The organism is Algoriphagus sp. (assembly GCF_046296635.1).
GTDB lineage: Bacteria > Bacteroidota > Bacteroidia > Cytophagales > Cyclobacteriaceae > Algoriphagus.
The window spans coordinates 120,282-142,414 of record NZ_JBKBKZ010000012.1 but is presented as its reverse complement, the minus strand read 5'-3'; the positions used below and the strand labels follow the sequence as shown (position 1 = coordinate 142,414).

General features: G+C 41.5%; 9 protein-coding genes. 2 read left to right on the top strand and 7 right to left on the bottom strand.

All coding sequences use genetic code 11. The features are described 5' to 3' along the window. Window positions 1–752: 752 nt before the first annotated feature. The 7 genes from ACK4HU_RS11120 to ACK4HU_RS11090 all read right to left on the bottom strand — a co-directional run bounded on the left by ACK4HU_RS11120 (window position 753) and on the right by ACK4HU_RS11090 (window position 17,234). A complete protein-coding gene (locus ACK4HU_RS11120) occupies window positions 753–2,108 on the bottom strand; it encodes a vanadium-dependent haloperoxidase (RefSeq protein WP_409806733.1) in 1,356 nt (451 codons plus the stop codon). A 135-nt stretch (window positions 2,109–2,243) separates the two neighbouring features. Continuing rightward, window positions 2,244–5,528 (bottom strand): VCBS repeat-containing protein, encoded by a 3,285-nt coding sequence (locus ACK4HU_RS11115; RefSeq protein WP_409806731.1) that lies wholly within the window; start codon window positions 5,526–5,528, stop codon window positions 2,244–2,246. Then, window positions 5,528–8,827, bottom strand: a complete 3,300-nt coding sequence (locus ACK4HU_RS11110; protein ID WP_409806729.1) for a VCBS repeat-containing protein — start codon at window positions 8,825–8,827, stop codon at window positions 5,528–5,530. Before ACK4HU_RS11110 ends, ACK4HU_RS11115 begins: the two co-directional genes overlap by 1 nt. Beyond that, on the bottom strand, window positions 8,824–9,390 hold the full coding sequence (locus tag ACK4HU_RS11105) for a hypothetical protein (RefSeq protein ID WP_409806727.1): 567 nt from the start codon (window positions 9,388–9,390) through the stop codon (window positions 8,824–8,826). Before ACK4HU_RS11105 ends, ACK4HU_RS11110 begins: the two co-directional genes overlap by 4 nt. Next, a complete protein-coding gene (locus tag ACK4HU_RS11100) occupies window positions 9,377–12,664 on the bottom strand; it encodes a VCBS repeat-containing protein (RefSeq protein ID WP_409806725.1) in 3,288 nt (1,095 codons plus the stop codon). The genes ACK4HU_RS11105 and ACK4HU_RS11100 overlap by 14 nt, the downstream gene beginning before the upstream one ends. Before the next feature lie 66 nt (window positions 12,665–12,730). Beyond that, window positions 12,731–14,221: a RagB/SusD family nutrient uptake outer membrane protein gene (locus ACK4HU_RS11095; protein WP_409806723.1), complete on the bottom strand. Its 1,491-nt coding sequence runs from the start codon at window positions 14,219–14,221 to the stop codon at window positions 12,731–12,733. Between the two features lie 19 nt (window positions 14,222–14,240). Next, window positions 14,241–17,234 (bottom strand): SusC/RagA family TonB-linked outer membrane protein, encoded by a 2,994-nt coding sequence (locus ACK4HU_RS11090; protein ID WP_409806722.1) that lies wholly within the window; start codon window positions 17,232–17,234, stop codon window positions 14,241–14,243. Between the two features lie 517 nt (window positions 17,235–17,751). Between ACK4HU_RS11090 and ACK4HU_RS11085 the strand changes: the two genes are divergently transcribed. Next, the gene (locus ACK4HU_RS11085; protein ID WP_409806721.1) at window positions 17,752–20,412 is read left to right on the top strand and encodes a DUF5686 and carboxypeptidase regulatory-like domain-containing protein; all 2,661 of its coding nucleotides are present in this window, start codon (window positions 17,752–17,754) and stop codon (window positions 20,410–20,412) included. Window positions 20,413–20,860: 448 nt separating this feature from the next. Beyond that, window positions 20,861–21,985, top strand: a complete 1,125-nt coding sequence (locus ACK4HU_RS11080) for an ATP-binding protein (protein ID WP_409806719.1) — start codon at window positions 20,861–20,863, stop codon at window positions 21,983–21,985. Window positions 21,986–22,133: the final 148 nt, after the last annotated feature.

The window sequence follows — 22,133 nt, the reverse complement described above, 5'->3', positions numbered from 1 at the left end:
GAAAATTAAGTTTTGGAGATCAAATCTTGCATTAATTTCAAAGCATTTCGAGTTGAGTTCTAAGTGAAAAATGAAGCACTGAATTTCAATTCTAAATGATCTAAACTTTCTTAATGGTTAAAAATTTTTTTTAATTGGATTTAGGTCTAAATCTTAAAGTGTAATTAATTTAATTTTTTTCAGAGTAAGTAATGGCTTTTAACCATTAGGGGAATTGAGAAAATTAAGTTTTGGAGATCAAATCTTGCATTAATTTCAAAGCATTTCGAGTTGAGTTCTAAGTGAAAAATGAAGCGTTGAATTTCAATTCTAAATGATCTAAACTTTCTTAATGGTTAAAAAATCAAAAACAAAAATCCCGAAACTCTCGCCTCGGGATCTCTCTTGTATCTCGCTACTTTTAGCTTTCTGACTTTAGCTTTCAGCCTTATTGTCTCATCCTTATTTGCCTTGACACAATATTTACAAATTAACAGAAATTGCTCAACCCTTTCAGGGTTGTCGTCCCTGATTTAATATCTTCAATTCCCCGCGTTTCACACGGGGCTCCACCACGGCTGACAAGTTATTCAAAGTTTAACCCTTTCAGGTTTGTTTATTCACACATCTTTTTCTAACATCTTAAGTCTAAAATCTAACGTCTTGTTTCTTGCTTCTCGGGTCTTGCCTCTAGCATTTCAGCCTTCTTATAGCAGATAAACTTTCTGAATTTGGCTTTCTGATTTCCTTGTCTAAAATCTTGTGTCTAATATCTAGCGTCTTTCTAACAATGCCACTCGATCCGGCTTCGTCGAAATTTTCTGCCAAATCAGTTCACTCACTTGTGTACCCTGTTTGATTCCTTCTTCGATAGCTGGCATGTAGTGGATTCCACCGTAGAATCGGCTAATCGATGCTTCGGCTGCTGCTTTACTAAAGCCGTCAAACTCCCGAATCGGTAGGCCATAAGCCACTTCGGTACTGTCCACAATATGCAGTTCGTCACCAAAAAGCTGAACCAAAGTATGAGCGGCGGCATTTGAAGCCACGCTATGACCTGAGGTATGTTCGGGAAAAGGTGGAGTCTGCAATAGCGGAACCCAGTCCTCGTCGATGTATTGATTGATGTAGGTCTCCGGACGGATCAATTTGCTACGATACTTCTCATCCCAGCAGGCGATAAAGGCCTCATTGAGGGAAATTCCAGTCATAGCCAAAGCTTCCACCGTACCTTTCCAGTCTTTCTCCGCAGCAGCTGATGCAATAGATGCGATACCCATCCAATGTCCTCCTGGTGTGATCTTCTTCTCTGCAAACATCACATGGCCTTTCACATTCATTTTGTATGGATTACAGTCCCAGAAGTACGCAATGTCCTTTTGGGCTTTGTCAGCAGTATTTTGAGAATCATAAATTTGCTTTGCCTCCTTATAAAACTGAGAATTGGGATCAGTCGAGAAAGGAGTAGGTGGATTCACGCGAAACTGTGCTGCCGAATCCAATACGAAGGTTCTGATCTTATTCCAGTGCGGCTCGATTGCCTCCATATATGCTGGAGGAGTAGGCTGCCAGGTACCAGGCTGATTCGATACACTGTACTTTGGGAAAGAACGACTTTCGTGGTAATTGTCTTTTTTGGCATAAGCCAAAACCTTCGCTGCCACTTCTCTTCCATAGTTCACCGAAGCTTCAAACACATCTTTGGGAATACCCTTCTTTTTAAGGTTAGCAAAAGCAGCATCGCGATGCTCATTCATTTTCTCTTCCGAAAAGATCAGTGTAGTACCCACCTGATAATATGCCGCCAAAGCAGCCAAAGGTGGGTAAACTTTTTCCGGAACTGGCATCTGAATGGCTTCCGAACCGTTCAATTGCCCCATCAAGGGAGCATAATTGACAGGGTCACTGGCAGCCGCGACTTCATAGCCGGCAAGCGAGGAATAGGAGTAAATCCTAGCCGCAACCGGCGGAGAGAAGATATCATGAATGATGACTTCTGTGACACGGTTCTGAGCACGATGGAAATATTGTCCATCGCTGATCGCATTGGTGTAGTCTACCGGTTCCTTGCACGCAGTGATTGCAGCGCCGAGTACCAGTGTGAGACAAATTAATTTAAGGATACGCATAAAAGGGGTTTCATTTTTAAGTTGACGATAGGTTTTCCCTTGCGGGTGATTGGGTTTTATCAACTTACATGAGATGTATTTCGAGTTTAAAGCTAAGTATAAGGCAATCAATGCCAAATGATTTTCTTCATGTTTTTATCTAATCCAAATTAACGGGCCATTGTTTTGAGCTCCAAGGAGTAGATCTCCCTTATTCGTTTTCAGGATTTTTAAATTTCCAATTTGGGCTCTGATAGCCATCGGATTCGAATTATTTATCTTTTTAACTTCCAACCAAGATGACTGGTTCCACTTGTAAGCCAAAATTCCAACATTCATAGACTTTCCTAGATCCACTCGGAAATCCGCGGAATTGCCTCCGAGATAAACTGTCCCAATCTGCCCATCCACTTCAATTGTGAAAATAGGACTCCATTGGGCTTCCTCTGGGAAAGATTCAAACTCAAAACTCCCGTCAGCCTGCTGGAAATAAACTCCGGATCGGAATTCATAGGCTGGGAGTTTTCGTGCTTTAGCGATTTCTTCCTTAGGAAAAAGATCCTCCGGTTTGCTGATTTTCGAATAGTCTTGATACGAATTATGTTGGCGCTTGATTCCGGGAAGCTGTCGGATTAAATCATCCCTTGTGGCGAATGGAACAAGCTTGGCTCCCATATAATGAAAGATCAGCGGATCTGCTTGTCCATTCTCATCAAAGTCATGATGATAGAGCCAAACTGGTTTTTCCTTGTAAGCCTTGAGCTTGCTGTTCAGTCCCAGATTTCCTGTCAAAATATCCAATCGACCGTCGCCATTAATGTCAGCGATTTGAATTGTATTGATCCAACCTGCTGAATGTTCGAGGCCTTGAGGTTTGATTTCATTGAGTTTCTTTTCAGGAGAAAGCTCAAATACCCGAACTCCTTGCCAATCACCACTGATTAACAATTCCGCTTTCCCGTCACTATTGAGATAGGCCCAAGTTGCAGTGTTGACCATCCCAATTTCAAACTCAGATCCAAACCATGATTCGGTTTCATCCCTGAATTGACCATTTCCTTGGTTGATTAGTAAGCTGCTTTTTGGGCTTGCGCCATAATCTCCACTTTTGACTGAACTACCGATGAAAAGATCCAAATCTCCGTCCCCGTCCACATCGTGAATTGCTATACAAGAGGTATTTTCGCCAATAGGAGGCAAGGAGTTCATAGAAAATCTAAAGTTGCCAGTACCGTCTCCAAAGAAGATTCGGTCAAAATTAAAGAGGTTACCTGACTCATACTCATTGCCACCGCTACCGACAAACAAGTCCAAAAACCCATCACCATTGAAGTCCGCAAACTCCGCAACCACATCCTCGGCTTTGGCGAGCTGAGCAAACATGGGATTGACAATTTCATCAAATTGACCATCGGGTTTCTGTAGGAAAAATGCCCCGGCCTGATCTTTGGCTCCGCCCAGGTAGAAGTCATCCAATCCGTCCCCATTTACATCAGCTACAGCCAATGCAGGACCCATTTTGGAAAAGCTCTTTGGTGCCAAATACTCCCGTTTGATAAAGTCCACCTCATCTTTTTCGATATGCACCCAATTTACCTGAGGGAAATTATGCTCTGAAGGATTTACTCGAGCTGTTATTTCGAAGGGTTGTCCTTGACCTTGAGCAAGAACCAAACTTTGATTTGAGGTGGTTTTTGGGAAGATTTCTGATGCTCCATTTGTCCAGTTTACCTGAATTGAATCTACCGAAGAGGTTTCCCCCAAACCAAAAACCAAAGTAGTGGATGGCCCGGACTGAAATCCTCGACTCGTACTAAGTCGCTGAGACCATTTTTGATTTTCGGAGAAAAGAATCACTTTGGCGCCAACTCCGAATGAATTTTTACCCTCGCCTTTTAAATCGATTCTTAGAAAATTATTTCCTGATTTTTCGGAGTGATTCTCATAGATAAAAGCTTCTTGATCCAAGTTGTTGACCACTAAATCAAGGTCACCATCATTGTCCAAATCTGCATAAAGCGAACCATTGGAATAGCTTTCTTGATCCAAACCCAGTGCTTTAGCCTCATTTTTGAATTCAAGATTTCCTTGATTTCTCCAAGCAAAGTTTGAAATCTTCAGGCTTGGAAGCATGTCGATCTGCTTCTTTCGGAAGTCCTCCATGCTGAGATTTGGATCAACTTCCTGACTGTATTGGATGAAATCGAGGTCATTGGGTCGCTTGACAATTCCATTGGTCACATGAATATCTGCCGATCCATCATTGTCCATGTCGAAAATCAAGGGCGACCAACTCCAATCTGAGGCATGTACGCCTGCAAAAATTGCGATTTCGGCAAAGCCTGCTTCACCCTTGTTCAGTTGAAGGTGATTCCGTACATATTGATCCTGATAGCCAAATTGCTGCTTGACCTGATAGACCTCAGCTTTGTCCTCGCCTACGGATTTCATCCAAATTTCAGGGTCTTCGGGCAGCATATCTGTGGTGAAAATCTCTGGCAATCCGTCTCCATTCAAGTCAGCAGCATCATTTCCCATGCTGTATCGACTGGTGCTTGGGATCAATTCATTTAGCGCCTCGCGAAAAGTGCCATTCTGCTGGTTGAGATAGAGGTAGTCATTTTCTGTAAAATCGTTGGAAACGTAAATGTCCAACCATCCATCCCCGTTGAAATCTTCGACGCTTACTCCTAAGCCAAAACCCAAAATACTGGAATAGATTCCAGATGCTTCCGTCACATCTTCAAACCCGATTTTTCCTTCAGACGCCAGATTTTTATAAAGTTTATCCCCGCTAGGATCCTTTTTTTCCCGAGCCCCAGCTTTGGCAAATACTTCCGGTGATTTGACGTTGTGGTTGAGTAAATACATATCCAAATCCCCGTCCCGATCGTAATCAAAAAACACGGCATGTGTACTGTATCCTTTGAAGTCAAGCCCAAACTCGGCCGCTGCTTCGCGAAACTTTCCATCACCGAGGTTTAGGTAGAGTTTGTTTTTTCCTTCGATTCCTGGAAGATCTCCAACTTGGCAAACGTAGATATCCAATAATCCATCCCCATTCACATCGGCCATCGTGACGCCTGTCGACCAACCTCCGTCACCGCTGACACCGGCCGATTCGGTGATATCTTCAAACTGGAAATTTCCCTTGTTGATGTAGAGTTTATTTGGGACTTGGTTTCCTGTGAAATAGAGGTCAACCAAGCCATCCCCATTAATATCTCCTGCTGCTACTCCGCCGCCATTGTAGAAATAGAGGTATTCGAGGATGTTATTTTCAGGACTTGAGGTGAGCTGATTCTTGAAATTAATTCCAGTTTGCTCCGAAGAAAGTAAACTGAAAAGGGGTGGAACCTGCTCCTGTTTTTCTTTTTTGCAGGAAAAAAGCAAAATCCCGAGAGCAAAAAACCAAGTTAAATTTCCATTCGATCTACGCATCAGTAGTTCCAAATTTCAGTAGCTGCGCTGTTTTTTACCACTAGAATCCGGTTGCCTCCTAAAAGTGAAAAGGCCCTAACATCTCCTTCGAGCTTCAGTCCATTTTGATAATTTGGGCTGAAAGTGAAGGTTCCGTCGCCTTTACCGATGAGAACTTCACCAAAACTTGCATCGAACTTCCCGATTTCCGGCTTGATCTGTGCCAAGTTTCCTCCCAAAATCAAATCAAGAATTCCGTCTTTGTTGATGTCAAGCATTTGGATTGCAAAAGTCCAAGAACGCTGCGCCATTCTTGGAAAAGGCTTCCATTTGAAGTTTCCTTCGCCAAGATTTATTAAAACCCCTGACTCAAAGTTGTTGACTTCCTGCACGATGGACTTATCTATAATTTCTTTTGAGAAAATATCATTAAGGCCCTTGTTATTGTAGTCCGTATAGCGAATGTACTTTTTCTTGATTGTTGGCACTTGCCTTTCCAACTCATGTTTCAAAGTATATGGAATTTGAATGTCCCCAACTTTCTGGGTGAAAATCTGCTCAATTGATCCGTTTTGGTCAAAATCATTCAAAAACAAACTTATTGGAGAGGTGACCGAAGCCTTAAATCGTGTATTTAATCCGTGATTTCCCAAGACAATGTCCGGTAATCCATTTCCGTCAAAATCTCCGATTTCAACGCTTCGATACCAGCCTTTCAAATTGGTTAGGTTGGGCATTTCGACTTTTTCGAGCTTTCCTCCTGTATTCCTGAAAAAAGTAGGTGCCATCCACTCTCCGACTAGGACTAAATCGCTTTTCCCGTCTCGATCCCAATCAAAAACCTGTGAGTCGGTCACCATTCCCAGATCCTTAAATGCCGGAGCGAGAGTGGCAGATTGCTCTGTAAAATTGCCTTTGCCGTCATTGATCCAAAGTTGGCTACTTGCTGGAGCGCCGTAAGTGAAAGGAACAAGCCTTCCGCCCACTATCAGGTCTAAAGCCCCGTCCTCGTTGATGTCTATAAGGCCGACAGTGCTTGAACTCCCAGTGACCGCATCAAAGCCAGCCGTGGAATTTTTAGTGAAATTTCCTCTACCGTCATTTAAATAGAGTCTGTCTGAGAGGTCAGGTGATCCAAAGCCGGATTCATTTCCGCCTGAAGTCACAAACAAGTCCAAATCTCCATCTCCATCCGCATCGAAGAAAACTGCATCTGTATCTTCGGAAAGCACGTCGGCTAAAAAGGATTCCTGTGGGCTTTCTATATATTTCCCCATAGGGTCAGCTAGAAAAAGTTTTGCAGGGAAGGTTTTGGCTCCACCAAAAAAGAGGTCATCGATCCCGTCACCATTCACATCCGCTTTGGCAAATGCAGGGCCCTCAGTCGAAAACATAAAGTATGTCAGACGATCCCGGTCGAAATCCACGAAGTCATTTTCCTTATGAATAAATTCCAATCCCGGATTATCGACTTTAGAAAATTGAGGTGTTGGATTGGTACTAAAAAAAGATTTTCCAGCAGGAAGCTCATTTGCGTCTTCCCATTTTAACTCTAAAAGCTGATCCACTGCTTGATCCTTCAATTCTGTGTATTTGCCGTCAGGCCATAGAATTTGGATCAGGTCCACCTGAGTAATCGGCCCAAGTCCTACAGTAACTTTCGGATCAACCGAAGATTGAAATCCCCTGTTAGGCATTTGCTCGGAATAAAAGATTTTATCACCTGCTATAATTCGAATTTGTGTACCAATTGCTTGGGTGTTTTGCCCTTTTCCTATCAATTTGAATTGAATCGAATGGTTATCTGGATTTAAGCTTTTCCCATTATTTCTAAAAATCTGCGCAGGTTTATTCACATTGTTCACGACTAAATCCAATGTGCCGTCATTATTCAGATCTCCATAAGCTGCACCGTTGGAATGAATGGCTTTGCCTAAACCCCATGCATCCGCTTTATTTTCAAATTTCAATTCTCCCAGATTATGGAAAGCATAGTTTGGAATCGGATTGACTGGAATCGGATCAATCAGTGCCTTGTAATTAACTCCACCCTCGGATATAATCTGACTTTTGGTTTGTTCATCGTCTATGAAATTGAGGTAATCCAGGTCAGTGATATCTTGGTAGATACCGTTTGCGACAAAAATATCCCGAAGTCCGTCATTGTCCATGTCAAACATCAAGGCTCCCCAACTCCAATCTGTAGCTTCCACATTTGCAAGCCTGCCCATCTCGCTGAACGTTCCGTCGCCATTGTTGATATGCAGCATGTTGCGGGAAAACTGATAGTGGTAGCCATGAGTCTTATTAAACTGGAACCTGTCCCAATTCTCAAAAGTCGTCACTTGCTTTAGGCGTGTTTGAGGTTCGGGTAGCATGTCTGTGACAAAAATGTCCAGCAATCCGTCTCCGTTTACATCTGCGATATCTGCACCCATGGAAGCAGCACTGATCGAGCGCATGGAGCTTTCTAGGGATTCAGTGAAGGTCCCATCCTGATTGTTGATGTAGAGGTAGTCTTTTTCGAAGAAATCATTCGAAATAAATATGTCTGGCCAAGTATCCTGATTGACATCTCCGATGGTGATACCCAATCCAAAACCTATGATTGATCCATAGATTCCAGCCTCTTCGGATACATCAGTGAATTTCCCCCCGTCATTTCTAAAGAGCTTGTCCCCACCGACTGAGTCTCTTTTGGGACGCTCATTCTGCATCTTGTTAAAGCTTCCGATTGCTTGATAAGAGTTATTCAAAAGATATACATCAAGGTCACCGTCCTTGTCATAATCAAAAAACACAGCGTGAGTGGAAAATCCCTGATCTGCCAATCCATAGGCCTCGGCCATCTCTATAAAGGTGCCATTTCCCTGATTGATGAACAACTCATTTTGCTTGTTGTCCCCTGATATATCGCCTGAGTTGCAGACGTAGATATCAAGGAAGCCATCCCCATTGACATCCGCCATGGCTACTCCGGTACTCCAAGCACGGGTACCGGCCACTCCGGCACTTTCAGTGATGTCTTCAAACTTGAAATCACCCTTGTTTAGGTAAAGTTTGTTAGGGCCTAGGTTGGCTGTAAAATAAAGATCAACCAGCCCGTCATTGTTGATGTCACCAATGGCTACTCCACCACCATTATAGTAATTCCGATAAGTGAAAACATTGAAATTTTCGTCAAAACTCAAATCATTACTGAAATCTACTCCAGAAGATTGCATGTGAATTTCTTGGAAAAGGGTAGGTGCTTTTTCCTTTTCTTCCTTGCAGGAAAAAAGCACAATCAGAAGAAAAATGCTTGCACTGAGGTGTCTCATGAATTAGCGTTTCCTTTTAGTTTTTTCTCTACTGGAAGATCAGAAATTTCAACTCTCACGGCTGAAATGTGCTTTTTGAAAATCCGTATTCTGCGGTTTCCATCCATTTTTACGAATACAATTTGGGACTTATCCTCGTTTGTAACTTCAATAAATCCAGGCCCATACCATTCTTCAAACAATTTGACTACGTCTTCACGGAGGTTTTCGGCACTCAAGTCATCATTCCATGGCGCCCAACCTTCGTAAGTAAATTCGATAGGCATCAGGTAAATTTTGTCCTGTTCAAACTTTGGATAAAAGCGCATAGTCGCGGGATTTCCGGAAGCCATTTGGGCTTTGTATTCTATGGAAAGAGCCGAAGGTCCATTGGTCAGTTTGCCCTGCTTGTTTAAATCCCAGCAGGTTTCAAAGAAGGATTTTTTATCCATTCCCAGCTCCAAGCCAAAAAACAGTTCTTTGACCTGTTTGCCTGAGGCAAGCTCTTTCTTCTCCAGCTTCTCGTACTCTGATTGGCAGGAGAAAAGGAATAAGGCAAGGACTAAACTGTTAACGAATTTCAAAAACGAGTGGCGTGTCATTGTTTCTAAGGACTACTAAATTTGGTTTGTTTTCAAGTTTGATTTGGATCATATCACGGGTTTCACCCGGCACAAACAATCCGCTTTCCAATGGCAGAAGTGTTTTCCATTGATTTTTTCCATCTGGCTTTAACACCCAGCCATAACTCCCCATTTGACTTCCCAGTTCGGGTTTGATTCGACTTTGATTTCCTCCGAAAATCAAATATGGGATTTTAGAATCTTGGCCGATTGAAGTGATCGAATAGACAGGAGCGGATTGTATTTCGATGGGCAAATTCACAGAGAGAAACTTTCCTTGACCATCATTGATCCAAAGACTAGTTTCCAGAATATCAGCTTGCAAAGTTAAGGAATTTGCCCAAACTGCTTGAGGGAAAAGCTCCTCCAGCGATTTGTTTTGATAGGATTCATAGGTCAGAAGCTGCTTTCTCAGGCTGGGAATCTGTCGAATCAGTGCGGACTTGAGAACCAGAGGAACGCTTCTTGAATTTTCATAGTTGGCAAGTATGTGATCCAGTGTTCCGTTCTGGTCAAAATCATTGATGACCAACCGGAGTTGAGAGTTGGGATTTGTTCGAAGCCTGGAATTCAGACCATGATTCCCAGCCAGTATATCTGGTTTTCCGTCTCCATTCACATCTTTGACCAACAGACAATTCCAAAGGCCTTTAGTATTTTGAAAGCCAAAATCAGCAGTTTTTTCGATGAGCTTGTTCTCCTGAAAGGAAAAAATCCGGATCGGCATCCATTCACCTGCGAGGATGATTTCATCCTTGCCATCTCCATCCAGATCTGCCAAGGCCCCTGAAGTCAGCATGCCCAGTTTGGAAAGTTCGGGGTTTAAACTGGTCGAGATTTCTGTGAAATTACCCATGCCATCGTTTTCCCAGATTTGGAGTCCGCAAGGAATACCATAAGCAAACGGGACAGCCCGACAACCCATGATCAAATCCAAATCCCCGTCTTCGTCAATATCCTGAGAAAGGATAAATGCCGTAGGAGTAGGGGAGAAGATTTGGGGAGACTTTTGAAAATTTCCCTTTCCATCATTGAGGTATAGCCGATCTGAATAGGCCGGTGACAAATCCCCAAACTCGATACCACCACTTCCTACGATCAAATCCATCTTTCCATCACCATTGGCATCAAAGAAATGTGCTGTGACATCTTCTGCTATCGCATCCTGTTCAAAGAGTGCTGATTGATGATCTTTAAAAGCTCCACTTGAGTTTTGAAGTAAAAGCGCGGAGGATTGATCTTTTGCACCAGGCAAAAACAAATCCTCAAATCCATCTCCATTGATGTCTGCATTGGCGGCTTTTGGGCCTTCATTACTAATCATCCAAAAGCGAAGTCGATCTCGGTCAAAGTCCACAAAATCGCTCTCCTGATGGCGAAAAGGTATTTGCGATTCTTTTTGAACTAAAAACGAATTCTGAGCCTGTAGAAATTTTGGTTGAGTTGTATCCTCTTCTTCAGGAAAAAGCTTTAATGTTTGATTTGCTTGGATATCCTTCAAAATCCGGCTTTTCCCATCCGGCCAGCGAATTTGAATGGAATCCAGTATTTCTATTTTCCCCAATCCAAAGTGAATTCTAGGATCTACCGAAGACATATATCCCTTAACAGGCTGATAATCCTGATAGAATTTTTGATTTCCTGAATATGCTGTGACTTGCGCCCCAAATGCATTACCAAGTTCGATAGTCAGGTGGTTTCCTTTGTTGAAATCTGTTGTTGTGTTTTTGTAGATGAAAGTCCGTTCATTCAGATTGTTGATGACCAAATCCAAGTCTCCGTCATTGTCCAAATCGGCATAGGCCGAACCTGTACTAAAAGTAAGCTGATCCAAGCCCTGACTTTTGGCTTTGTTTTCAAAGCTCCAATTTCCGAGATTTTTGAAGAGGAAGTTTGCCTGAGGATTGGAAGGAAAGGCATCGATCATTTTGGTCAAAAGAACTGAGTCCTCCCGATAGCCTTTCACTTTTTCCTGATTATTGACATAGAAGTCCACAAAGTCAAAGTCTGTGAGGTCTTTCACAATGCCATTAGCAACGAAGATGTCCTTCATGCCATCATTGTCCATGTCAAAAATCAATGCTCCCCAGCTCCAATCTGTCGCGGCTACACCTGCAAGGCGACTGACTTCGGAGAAAATAGGAATTTGAGTCCCAGGTCTGAATCCAAGATTTCGCTGAAGTGTATTTCTGGTAAATTGATGATGATAGCCGGCTTTGACACTTGATTGGAATCTATCCCAATCTTCAAATGGCGTTTTGGTCTTGACCCGTGAAAGCTCATTTGGGAGCATTTCGGTTACAAAAATATCCGGGCGACCATCATTGTCTAGATCGGCAATGTCAGCACCCATGCTTCCCATGCTGATCTCGGGAAGTAAATCTGTCAAAACTTCTGAAAATGTCCCATCCTGATTGTTTAGATAAAGATAGTCCCGCTCAAAAAAGTCATTGGACACATACAAATCCGGCCAATTGTCATCATTCAGATCGGCTACTGTCACTCCAAGTCCATATCCAATGGCGCTTCCATAGATTCCTGCTTCTTCAGAGACGTCGATGAATTTTCCGCCATCATTTCTGAAAAGTTTATTTCCTCCATCCGGATCGCGAATATCTCGCTGTCCATCCCGTAGGTCGTAGATACCTACGGATCGGCCAGAGTTGCTGAGGAGATACATATCCAAGTCTCCGTCCTTGTCATAATCAAAAAATACAGCGTGTTGACTCAATCCTTCTTCGGCAATGCCATATTCCTTGGATTGTTCGGTAAACGTAAGATCTCCATTATTGATAAACAGTTCGTTGTGGCGTTTTTCTCCGCCCGGAGGACCTGATTTACACACATAGATGTCCAATAAACCATCACCATTGACATCAGCAATGCTTACTCCTGTCGACCAATAGCCAGTAGAATTTAATCCAGCCTGATCGGTAATGTCTTTGAATTTCAGGTTTCCCTGATTGAGGTAAAGTCTGTTAGAGGTTTGATTGCCTGCCAAAAAAATATCTATTAATCCATCGTTGTTAATGTCTCCAAGCGCCACTCCGGCACCATTGTAAAAATTTCGAAAGGTGTATGGATTGACCTTTTCGGTATATATGAGATCATTTCTAAATGTGATCCCTGATTCTTCCTCTGATAAGAGATGAAAAGTGAAATCAGTAATTTTCTCTTCCTTTTGACAGGAATAAAGGGAAAGAAACAGGATGATAAGTATGTTCCTTCGCTTCATGGGCTTTGGGTAAAAAAAAGGAAGTGTACCAAAGCACACTTCCTTTCAAAATTAATTCAGGTTCAATTAATAACCAGGATTTTGTTTCAAGGCAGGGTTTGCGTTGATCTGGTTAGTAGGGATTGGGAATAGTGCTCTGAATGGTTGGGAAGCTGGCTTCTCCCACCAAGGCTGATTCCATTTTCCGAATCGAATCATATCTGTTCTTCTGTTAGCCTCTGCAAACATCTCTCTACCTCTTTCATTGAAGAGTTCATCAAGTGTAATAGTAGTGTAAGCTGGCATACCTGCACGAGTTCTGACACGATTAATAGCGGTTAATGCCACTGCAGTCTTTCCCTGACGGAATGCCGCTTCACCTTTGATTAAGAAAATCTCACCCAAACGAATAAGTGGGTAGTCGTTGTTCAAACTGTTAGCAGCTCCTAAAGCAAACTCAAATTTACCAACTCGAGCCCCTGCCTGTCTAAAGGCATTTGGAGCAAGCATATTAATGTTTGGCGTGAAGGTAAGTGGTGGGCCATCCGGATCGTTTGGTTCTGCTGAAATATCGATTAGCCTGGTTCCATCAGAGGCGAATTGTGGGCCTACCAAGAAAGAATTTTTTCTAACATCATTATCATCAAAGGAATTGTAAAACTCTTCCAATGATGCATAGCCATTCCATGGTTGATCCTGCAAGTTGTAAGTAGCCTGACTGGAGTAATGAAGTGTCATTTGTGGGAGGTTAAATCCTTGCGCATTATTTTGATCATATGGAAGCGTAAGGATATTCTCTGTCGAACCACCATTTCTTTCGCTAAAGTTGGCGAAGAAGTTTGAAGTCAATGAATACTCTCCACTGTTGATCACAAGGTCTGCAGCAGCTTCAGCCTCCGCCCATTTTGGAGTTCCGGTGTAGATCTGAGCATTCAAATACAACTTCGCCAAAATAGCCTGAGCTGAAATTTGATTGATAGTGGTCTTGGATGATTTTGCAGGCAAGAGTGCAAGATTATCCTTGATTGACTTTTCAATAAATGCGAAGACTTCCGCTCTAGTACTGTTAGTTGGATTTCCTCCGGTTGAATTTTCGTCAACGATAGGGACGTTTCCAAACGAGTCAAGTAACCAGAGGTAGACCAAGGCTCTCAAAACTCTCAATTCTGCATTCAATGCAAGGACATCAGGATAAGCGGTGATCAAGTTGTTTATTTCTCCGACTGCCGTGAAGCAATAGTTCCATGAGTTATTGAAAGATTCTTCTTCAGGATTCCATGTGTGTCTGTGCATTCTTATCCATTGACCTCCATCTTCCCAGTCAGCTCCTTTTTGAGGGATTGACATTTCGTCGGATGAAACTTCTTGGATGGACCAAATACTATTGTGTCCTCCCCAAGAACCTACTATTCTAGCATAAGCAGAGGCTTTGAGGACGTTAATCAAATTCGGATTTTTGCTGTTTGCAATATCCTCAGCTGTCACCCCGTCCAACACCTCTTGCTCAAGCTCCTGACATGCGCCCAATGCATAAACCAATGGGAGCATCAAACAGATTTTACTTATAGATTTTAACATATCTGTAGAATTTGATTGGTTATTTAAAATTTACTGTTACACCCAATGTGAGTGAACGCGTCTGGAAATACGTATTTCTACGCTCAATACCCGGAGATAGTGCAGACGTAAATGGATTATTATTTTCCAAATCGTTTGTTCTTACTTCAGGATCGATACCAGTATAATTTGTAATCGTGAATAAGTTCTGTGCAGCGAAGTACACTCTTACAGAACTCAAATTTGGAGATTTGGTTCTCACATTGTAACCAATCTCGGCATTATCCAAACGGATAAACGATGCGTCTTCCACAAACGAACTGTTCATTGTAGGAGAAGAAGTTACCAAAGGATTTGTCGGTGTTTTGCTTGTAACCACTGAGTTCCAAGTATTGGAAGGAGTGTCACCGTTTTCATAGAAACCTCTGTAAGAGTTGTAAAGATCATGGCCCCAAGCTCCACGGATGAAGAAGTTTAAACTCCACTGTCCGTACATGAAGCTGTTTGTGAAACCAAATTCTCCTTTTGGTAAACCGTTGCCCAGCTTTTCGAATTCGTTTGGATCTGTAGTAGAAAGGATGTACTCTCCTCTTTCAGTCAACCCATTCAATCTTGGCCCATAAATATCACCCAAATTCTGACCTACTCGGTTGTAGATGATTGGGTTGTTGTTTTGACCAGGAGATCCTGGGGTTGCAAATCTCAATTCTTCAAAACCAAGTTCACCTGCTGATAAGCTTTGTATAGTAGTTTTGTCATAAATCGTGAAATTAAACATAGGGGACCATTTCAGCATTCCTTTACCAATTTGATTAACACCCACTGCAAATTCAAAACCTGCTGCTCTCAAATCCGCCAAGTTTACCCAAGTAGAAGATGCAGTGTTGAATCTTCCCGGATCAAATGGGTTAGGAGCACCAGTTGCTACTGGTACGAGGAATAGCAAGTCAGAAATATTTCTGGTATAATAATCTACGCTACCGGTTACTTTATTGTTGAATAATCCAAAATCAACACCAAAGTTTAATTCTTCTTTGGTTTCCCATTTCAATTCTCTATTTGGATTGGAGAATTGATTGATTCCGACAAAGATGTCATTTTGAGTCAATGGATCACCATCTAGATCAATTCTATTTCCGTTGCCGAACACACCCAAGGCCAAAGTCGGAGAAGGAGGAAGATTACCTGTCACCCCGAAGGAAACTCTTGGCTTGAATTGAGAGAAGACTCCCATGTCAAAAATCTGTGTGAAATCAGCTCCAATGGATGCTGCAGGGAAAACACCGGTTTGTTGGTTTGCTCCAAATCCTGAATAAGTCTCAGCTCTAACTGATGCGGAGAAGAAGAACATATTGTCCCAGTTGAAATTCGCTCTACCAAATAGAGAATTCAATTGATCTTCATTTGCAAAAGAAGAAACATCAGTATTGTTACCTAATCTGATTGCTCCTGCTCCAAGATTATTCCATCCCAAGTCGAACAAATACTGTCTTACACGGGCATTGAATCCTTGATTTGTGGTGTACTGCAAACCAGCTCCACCCAATAGAGTCATGTTCAATTTGTCTGACAGATCAGTTTCGTATCTTAATGTTGTTTCAAAGATTCGCTGCTTTCGGTCAAATGTTCTTCTTTCAGCAGAACCTGTAGCACCAAGTCCAACTTGGAAATCCTGTAATGACCAAAAGTTCCCATCCAATTCATTTCTTCTATCCTGAGAATACTGAGCTGTTGCAGTCAGATTTGGAAGAATGTCAAATTCAACTCGGTAAGAAGTTAAAGCTGTTTTTGTTTCTCTTACAAACTTTTGCTGTCTAGCAAGTGCCACTGGGTTAAAGAAATCAAACAAATCTCTCTGGAAGTATCCACCAAATCTATTTTGAGCAAGTTCGGTATTTTCAAAAACTGGGGCAGTTGGATTGTAAATTGTCGCATATCTAAATGCGGCATCATTAATACGTTCTTGATCAACATTGGTAAAGTTCAAATTAAGATTAAATCTTAACCTGTTGTTCAATGCACCCTGGGAGAAGTTTAATCTGGTGTTTAATCTTTCATTACCAACGCCCTTTACGATACCATTGTTATCCCGATAGTTGACAGAAGCCATATAGTTGGAGTTTCCAAAGCTGCCTGATATACTCGCATTGGTTGTATAGGATAATGCATCAGAAATTAATTCATTTCTCCAATCGGTGTTGCTGCCAAAATCATTTCCACCTCTAGCCACAAATTCTTCTGCTGATAGGATTGGAATCAAGTTAGTTGCCTGATCCAACGTTGCGAAAGAATTGACAGTCACGTTAGTCGAGCCTTCGCGGCTACCCTGCTTGGTAGTAGTGATAAGAATTACACCTGAAGAACCTCTCGCTCCATAAATAGCGGCAGCAGATCCATCCTTCAATACATCGATTGACTGAATGTCATTCGGGTCTACGTTGTCAAGGGAAGCGCCAATGACACCATCCAATACAATCAGTGGGGAAGAGTTGGCACCAAATGTTGATAAACCTCTCAATCTGATATTGAAGCCGGCGTTAGGGTTTCCTCCTGGTCGGGTAATAGAAAGACCAGCTACTTTACCCTGAAGTAATTGTGCCGGGTTGGATACGTTACCTCGGTTGAAGTCCTCTGGTTTTACACCTACTACAGCAGAGGTAATTTCTTTCTTGTCTTGTGAACCATAGCCAATCACCACAGCTTCTTGGAGGCTTTGGATATCCTCCTGAAGATTGATTGTGATGTTAGCTTGGTTGCCGATCTCAACTTCCTGCGCAAGGTATCCAACGAAGGAAATCACGAGGATTTGATCATCTGCCTGAAGAGGTAAGGTAAACCTACCATCCAGATCAGTTGCAGTACCACGGGTGGTGCCTTTGACAATCACCGTGGCGCCCGGAACAGGGTCTCCAAGTCTTGCATCCATGACTGTACCTGTGATGGTGCGACTTTGGGCATTGGCTGCGAGGGTTGCACCGAGTGACAGCGCAAACGCAAGCATCAATGTCTTGAGTTTTGGTAAATAATTTCTCATAGGGTTTTTTGTTTTAAGAAAAATCGAAATAGGTATGAGTACTTGTATTTCGAATCTAAGGTGAATTGTAATTTTTGATTTTGCAATTTTTAACGAAAGCCCACTTCTCACTTCTAAAAATTTATTTTCAATAGAACAAATCATTATTTAGTGAATATGCAATAAAAAATATCAAAGATTAAAGAAAAATCAATGGAAAACGTTTTCCATTTGGAGATACTTAAAAAAATCACTTTTTATTAAAAAAATGAAAATTAAACCATTTTTATAAAAGTTTGTTTGCGGCTCATATTCAACATATTGAATATTTTTAAAGAAGTCTGTTTACAATCGGATTATTTTTGATTCTTTAACCTTTTAGAATGCAAAGTAATTTAAGGGTGGGGTGTTTGTATTGAAAAAGAAATCCTATCGCTCATCCTCATTTTCCTGCGATGCTAAATCATCTTAAAACAACCATGACAACCTCTCCGTTACTTTTCGCATCTCTATATTTGGGAGTTGTTATTTCGATTATATGCAAACAGGATTAAAAGTCTCTATTCTTTATATAATACTACTTACTTTTTTGAATCCCGCTATTTCCAATGCTCAAGGGATCAGGGGTAAAGTCTCTACTTCGGAAGGGGAAGCGCTTGCTTATGCTTCAGTTTATATCAGAAATCTCGAAGATGGTGTGCCAACCAACGAAAATGGCAATTATGAATTCAGGTTGAAACCCGGATTGTATGATGTTATTGTTCAGTTTCTAGGGTACAAATCAGTTTTGCAAACTGTAGAAATTCAGACAGGTTGGGTTGAATTGAATTTTACCTTAGAACCCCAAATCTACACACTAAGTACAGTAGAGGTCAGGGCTGGTGCGGAAGACCCTGCCTTGACCATCATGCGAAAGGCCATTTCCAAAGCCAAATACCACCGGCTTCAGCTTCAACAATATGCCATGACGGTCTATCTGAAAGGAACCGGACAGTTGACGGATGCGCCTTTTTTCATGAAAAAGACCTTGGAAAAAGAAGGTCTGAAGCTTAATGAGGCCTATACTTCCGAGTCAGTTTCAAGGATAACTTTCACACTCCCTAATAAGGTTGAGGAGAAAGTTATATCTATCCGAACGAATGGAGATAATCAAGGAACCTCACCGGCTCCATATATCCAAACTTCTTTTTACCAAGATCAGATCAATGAGATCGTATCTCCGCTCTCCCGCTATGCATTCAACTATTATCAATTCAAATACGAGGGAAGCTTTTTTGATCAGGATGTAATGGTCAGCAAAATCAGAGTGACCCCAAGGTCAAGGGGAGAGCGAGTTTTTGAAGGGCATATTTATATTATTGAAGGGCTTTGGGCCATACATAGTCTGGATTTAAAGACTTCACTTTTGGGCTTTCAGATCGGTGCTAAACAACAATATGCTCCTGTTGCGGATAATGTCTGGATGCCGCTAACGCATACTTATACGTTTGGAGGAAAGATTTTTGGTTTCGAGGGGGAATTCAAATACTTGGCCTCTACTCGGGAATATGAGATAAAGCTTAACCCGGATTTAGTTTATGTGCCAGAGATTATTGATGAAAAAGTCCAAGAAATTCCTCAGGACTTAAAAAAATTCGACAAGTCAATTTCCGCGTTGGAACAACTGGCAAGTGAAGAGCCAAAAACGCGAAAAGAATATCGAAAGCTCATCAACGAATATGAAAAAGAGTCCTTGAAAGAACAGCAGGTCGAGGAAAAAAAAGATGTGGTTTCTGAGCGATATTACAGTGTGGATTCTTTGGCCAAAAAACGTGGATTGAGTTATTGGGACAGCATTCGTCCGGTTCCGCTTACTTTAAAAGAAATCGAAGGATACAAACGAGATGATAGTCTTGCGATAGTAGAAACCGCTAAAATGAGCGACGTGGATTCTGTTGCAAAAAAAGCGCGAAGTAAGTTTAAGCCGCTGGATTTCATGAATGGATCTAGCTACAATTTTGGAAAGGGAGTTTCGCTTGGCTTCCGACAAAATTGGACGAAGATGTCCTTCAACACCGTGGAGGGCTGGAAGGTAGGTTTGGCAATGTATTACCGAAAATATTCTGAAGTTAAGCTGGCTGATAGCGTCAATCGGGAACGTAAAAGTTTCAACATCGAACCGGAACTTCGCTATGGATTTGCAAGCAATCGATTTTATGGAAAAGTAAATTTACGATGGTCCCATACCCAACCAAGTTCGGGCCAAACCTGGGGCATTGAGGGAGGTCGATTTATCTATCAATTCAATCCAGAAGATCCAATTCAGGAGCAGGTGAATGCTGCTTATTCCTTACTTATTCGCAGAAATTTCATGAAGCTGTATGAGCAGGATTTTGCCCGTGCCTATTGGTCGCACCGGGTGAATTATGGGCTGACTTATCGGGTGAATTTTCTTTTTGCGGAGCGAAGGGAACTGTTTAACAATTCAGACTACTCCTACTACAACAAACCTGAAAGAGAATATACATCCAACAGACCTGAAAATGTAGAGGCTGGTGCCAATGCTTTTCAAAGACACCGAATCGCAAAGTTAAATACAGCGATAGAGTGGAGACCAGGCCTGACCTATTCAATTCGAAATGGAAGAAAATCCCCGAATTACGAGCGATCGCCGCTTATTACACTCCTGTATCAAAAAGCTCTTCCCAACTTAATTACCAATGAAAACTCTTCCAAGTTTGATCTGCTTGAATTGGGTGTGAAACATGATGTGCGTTTCGGCGTCAGTGGCAAGTTGGACTTCAATGTGACAGCAGGAACCTTCTTGAACAACGATCGCGTCTTTTTCCAGGATTTCAAGCATTTTGGAGGCAATCGAACAATCTTCTCCAATTTCGGCCCGGCTTCGAATTACCGATTTATGGACTATTACAAGTACAGCACCAATTCCAATTACATTTCAGGAATTGCACATTATCAATTTAGGAAATTCTTGCTGACTCAGTTACCGATGCTACGCTTCTCCGGAGTGCGTGAGAATATCTTTGTCAATTACCTCAAGACTGAAAATTCTCCTCATTATACTGAGATAGGGTATTCATTAGATAACCTCTTTCGGATTTTCAGGCTGGAATTGGGAGTTGCCTTTGAAAATGGGAAGTACCTTAGAAGTGGGCCACTATTCGGAGTCGCGACCTTTATCAATGTGAATTTTGATTAATGAGAAGGCTGAAATGCAGGAAGATTTTACCATTTATATTTTGCCGCAAAGGATGCGAAGGTGCACAAAGATTTTTCACCACGGAGTCCACTGAGAAAAGGAGCTTTAGTGGAAAAAGGTTTTACTCTATGATTTCTATGTGACTACGTGGTTTTCAAAAAGGCATTGCAACACTTTTCGCTTTTGGATTTATCATAGAAGTAAAAGTTAAAGATTTGGTTTATGCCACAAAGACTATGAAATAGGATTACAATTCAAAGTTCTTTGTTCTCTATGATACTTTGTGTTTTGTAAAAGTTTAAGGGCAAAAACTTCAAAGCTTATCCCCCGTCATTAATTTTCTTAATTCCCTCAATGTTTAAAAAACTTATTTGATCAATTCACCAAAAAGCATTACCTATGGTGAATTGATTCACCAAAAAGCATTACTTTTGGTGAATAAGAAGAAATGATGATTGAAAGAATCTTAAGTAAAAAGATCAAAGATCGGTTATTCAAGGGTAAAACAATTGTGCTGATCGGAGCAAGACAAGTTGGCAAAACTACCCTTGTCAGAAAGATCCTTCATGAACAAGAGTTTTTGTTTCTTGATGGGGATGATCCACTCATCAAGCAGCAGCTGACTAATCCCAATACCAAACAAATTGAGACAATTTTAGGAAACTCGAAAATCGTTTTTATTGACGAAGCCCAGCGAATTGAAAATATTGGAATTACTGCAAAAATTATTCATGATCAATTCCATCAGGTCCAGTTGATCCTTAGCGGTTCTTCTGCTTTTGAACTTCGAAATCATACCAATGAACCCCTCACAGGAAGAAAGTTTGAATATTTTCTGTATCCCATTTCCTATGAGGAATATGAGCAGTCGGTAGGGTATTTGGATGCCATCCGGGATTTGGAAACCCGTCTGATTTTTGGGTTTTATCCTGAAGTCATCAATCATCGTGGAGAGGAGCGGGCAGTTCTGAATGAAATCACTCAAAGCTACCTTTTTAAGGACATTCTCTCATTTGCAAATATCAAGAAGCCTGAGGTCTTGGAAAAAATCCTTCAAGCATTGGCTTTTCAAGTTGGAAATGAGGTGAGTTACAATGAGATCGGACTATTAACAGGAGTGGATAAAAACACTGTTTCAAATTACATCAACCTTTTGGAGCTTTCATGCATTGTATATCCGCTCACCTCCTTCAGCCGAAACCTTCGAAATGAAATTAAAACCAACCGAAAAATTTATTTCTATGATAATGGAATTCGCAATGCTATCATCCAAAACTTTAATCCCATCGAATTGCGAAATGACATCGGAGCATTGTGGGAAAATTTTTTAGTAACTGAGCGGCTGAAGCGAAACCATTATCACAGAAAGTATTGCAATACCTATTTTTGGAGAACGAAGCAACAGCAAGAAATCGACTATTTAGAAGAGGCAGATGGAAAAATTACGGCGTTTGAATTTAAATGGAATCCAAATGCAAAAATTAAAATTCCAGGGTCTTTTGCTGAGGCCTATAATCCTGAATTTCATGTGATATCAAGGGATAATTTCAGGGAATTTGTCTGCGCCTTGTAACAATCTCTCGATTTTGCTCATTCCAACCTCTTGGATTCTGCTTTTCAATTCAACCATTGAGAAATTAATGACATTAAGATATTGGAATTCTTATGTTGCGATACAAATCATCAATCCGATCTTGAGACTTTTAAAACAAACTATTGGT

What these genes read in the sequence shown, in the direction of transcription:
- ACK4HU_RS11115 (WP_409806731.1), bottom strand. Translation starts at nt 5,528, where the DNA reads ATGCGTAGATCGAATGGAAATTTAACTTGGTTTTTTGCTCTCGGGATT.
- ACK4HU_RS11090 (WP_409806722.1), bottom strand. Translation starts at nt 17,234, where the DNA reads ATGAGAAATTATTTACCAAAACTCAAGACATTGATGCTTGCGTTTGCG.
- ACK4HU_RS11110 (WP_409806729.1), bottom strand. Translation starts at nt 8,827, where the DNA reads ATGAGACACCTCAGTGCAAGCATTTTTCTTCTGATTGTGCTTTTTTCC.
- ACK4HU_RS11095 (WP_409806723.1), bottom strand. Translation starts at nt 14,221, where the DNA reads ATGTTAAAATCTATAAGTAAAATCTGTTTGATGCTCCCATTGGTTTAT.
- ACK4HU_RS11120 (WP_409806733.1), bottom strand. Translation starts at nt 2,108, where the DNA reads ATGCGTATCCTTAAATTAATTTGTCTCACACTGGTACTCGGCGCTGCA.
- ACK4HU_RS11100 (WP_409806725.1), bottom strand. Translation starts at nt 12,664, where the DNA reads ATGAAGCGAAGGAACATACTTATCATCCTGTTTCTTTCCCTTTATTCC.
- ACK4HU_RS11085 (WP_409806721.1), top strand. Translation starts at nt 17,752, where the DNA reads ATGCAAACAGGATTAAAAGTCTCTATTCTTTATATAATACTACTTACT.
- ACK4HU_RS11080 (WP_409806719.1), top strand. Translation starts at nt 20,861, where the DNA reads ATGATGATTGAAAGAATCTTAAGTAAAAAGATCAAAGATCGGTTATTC.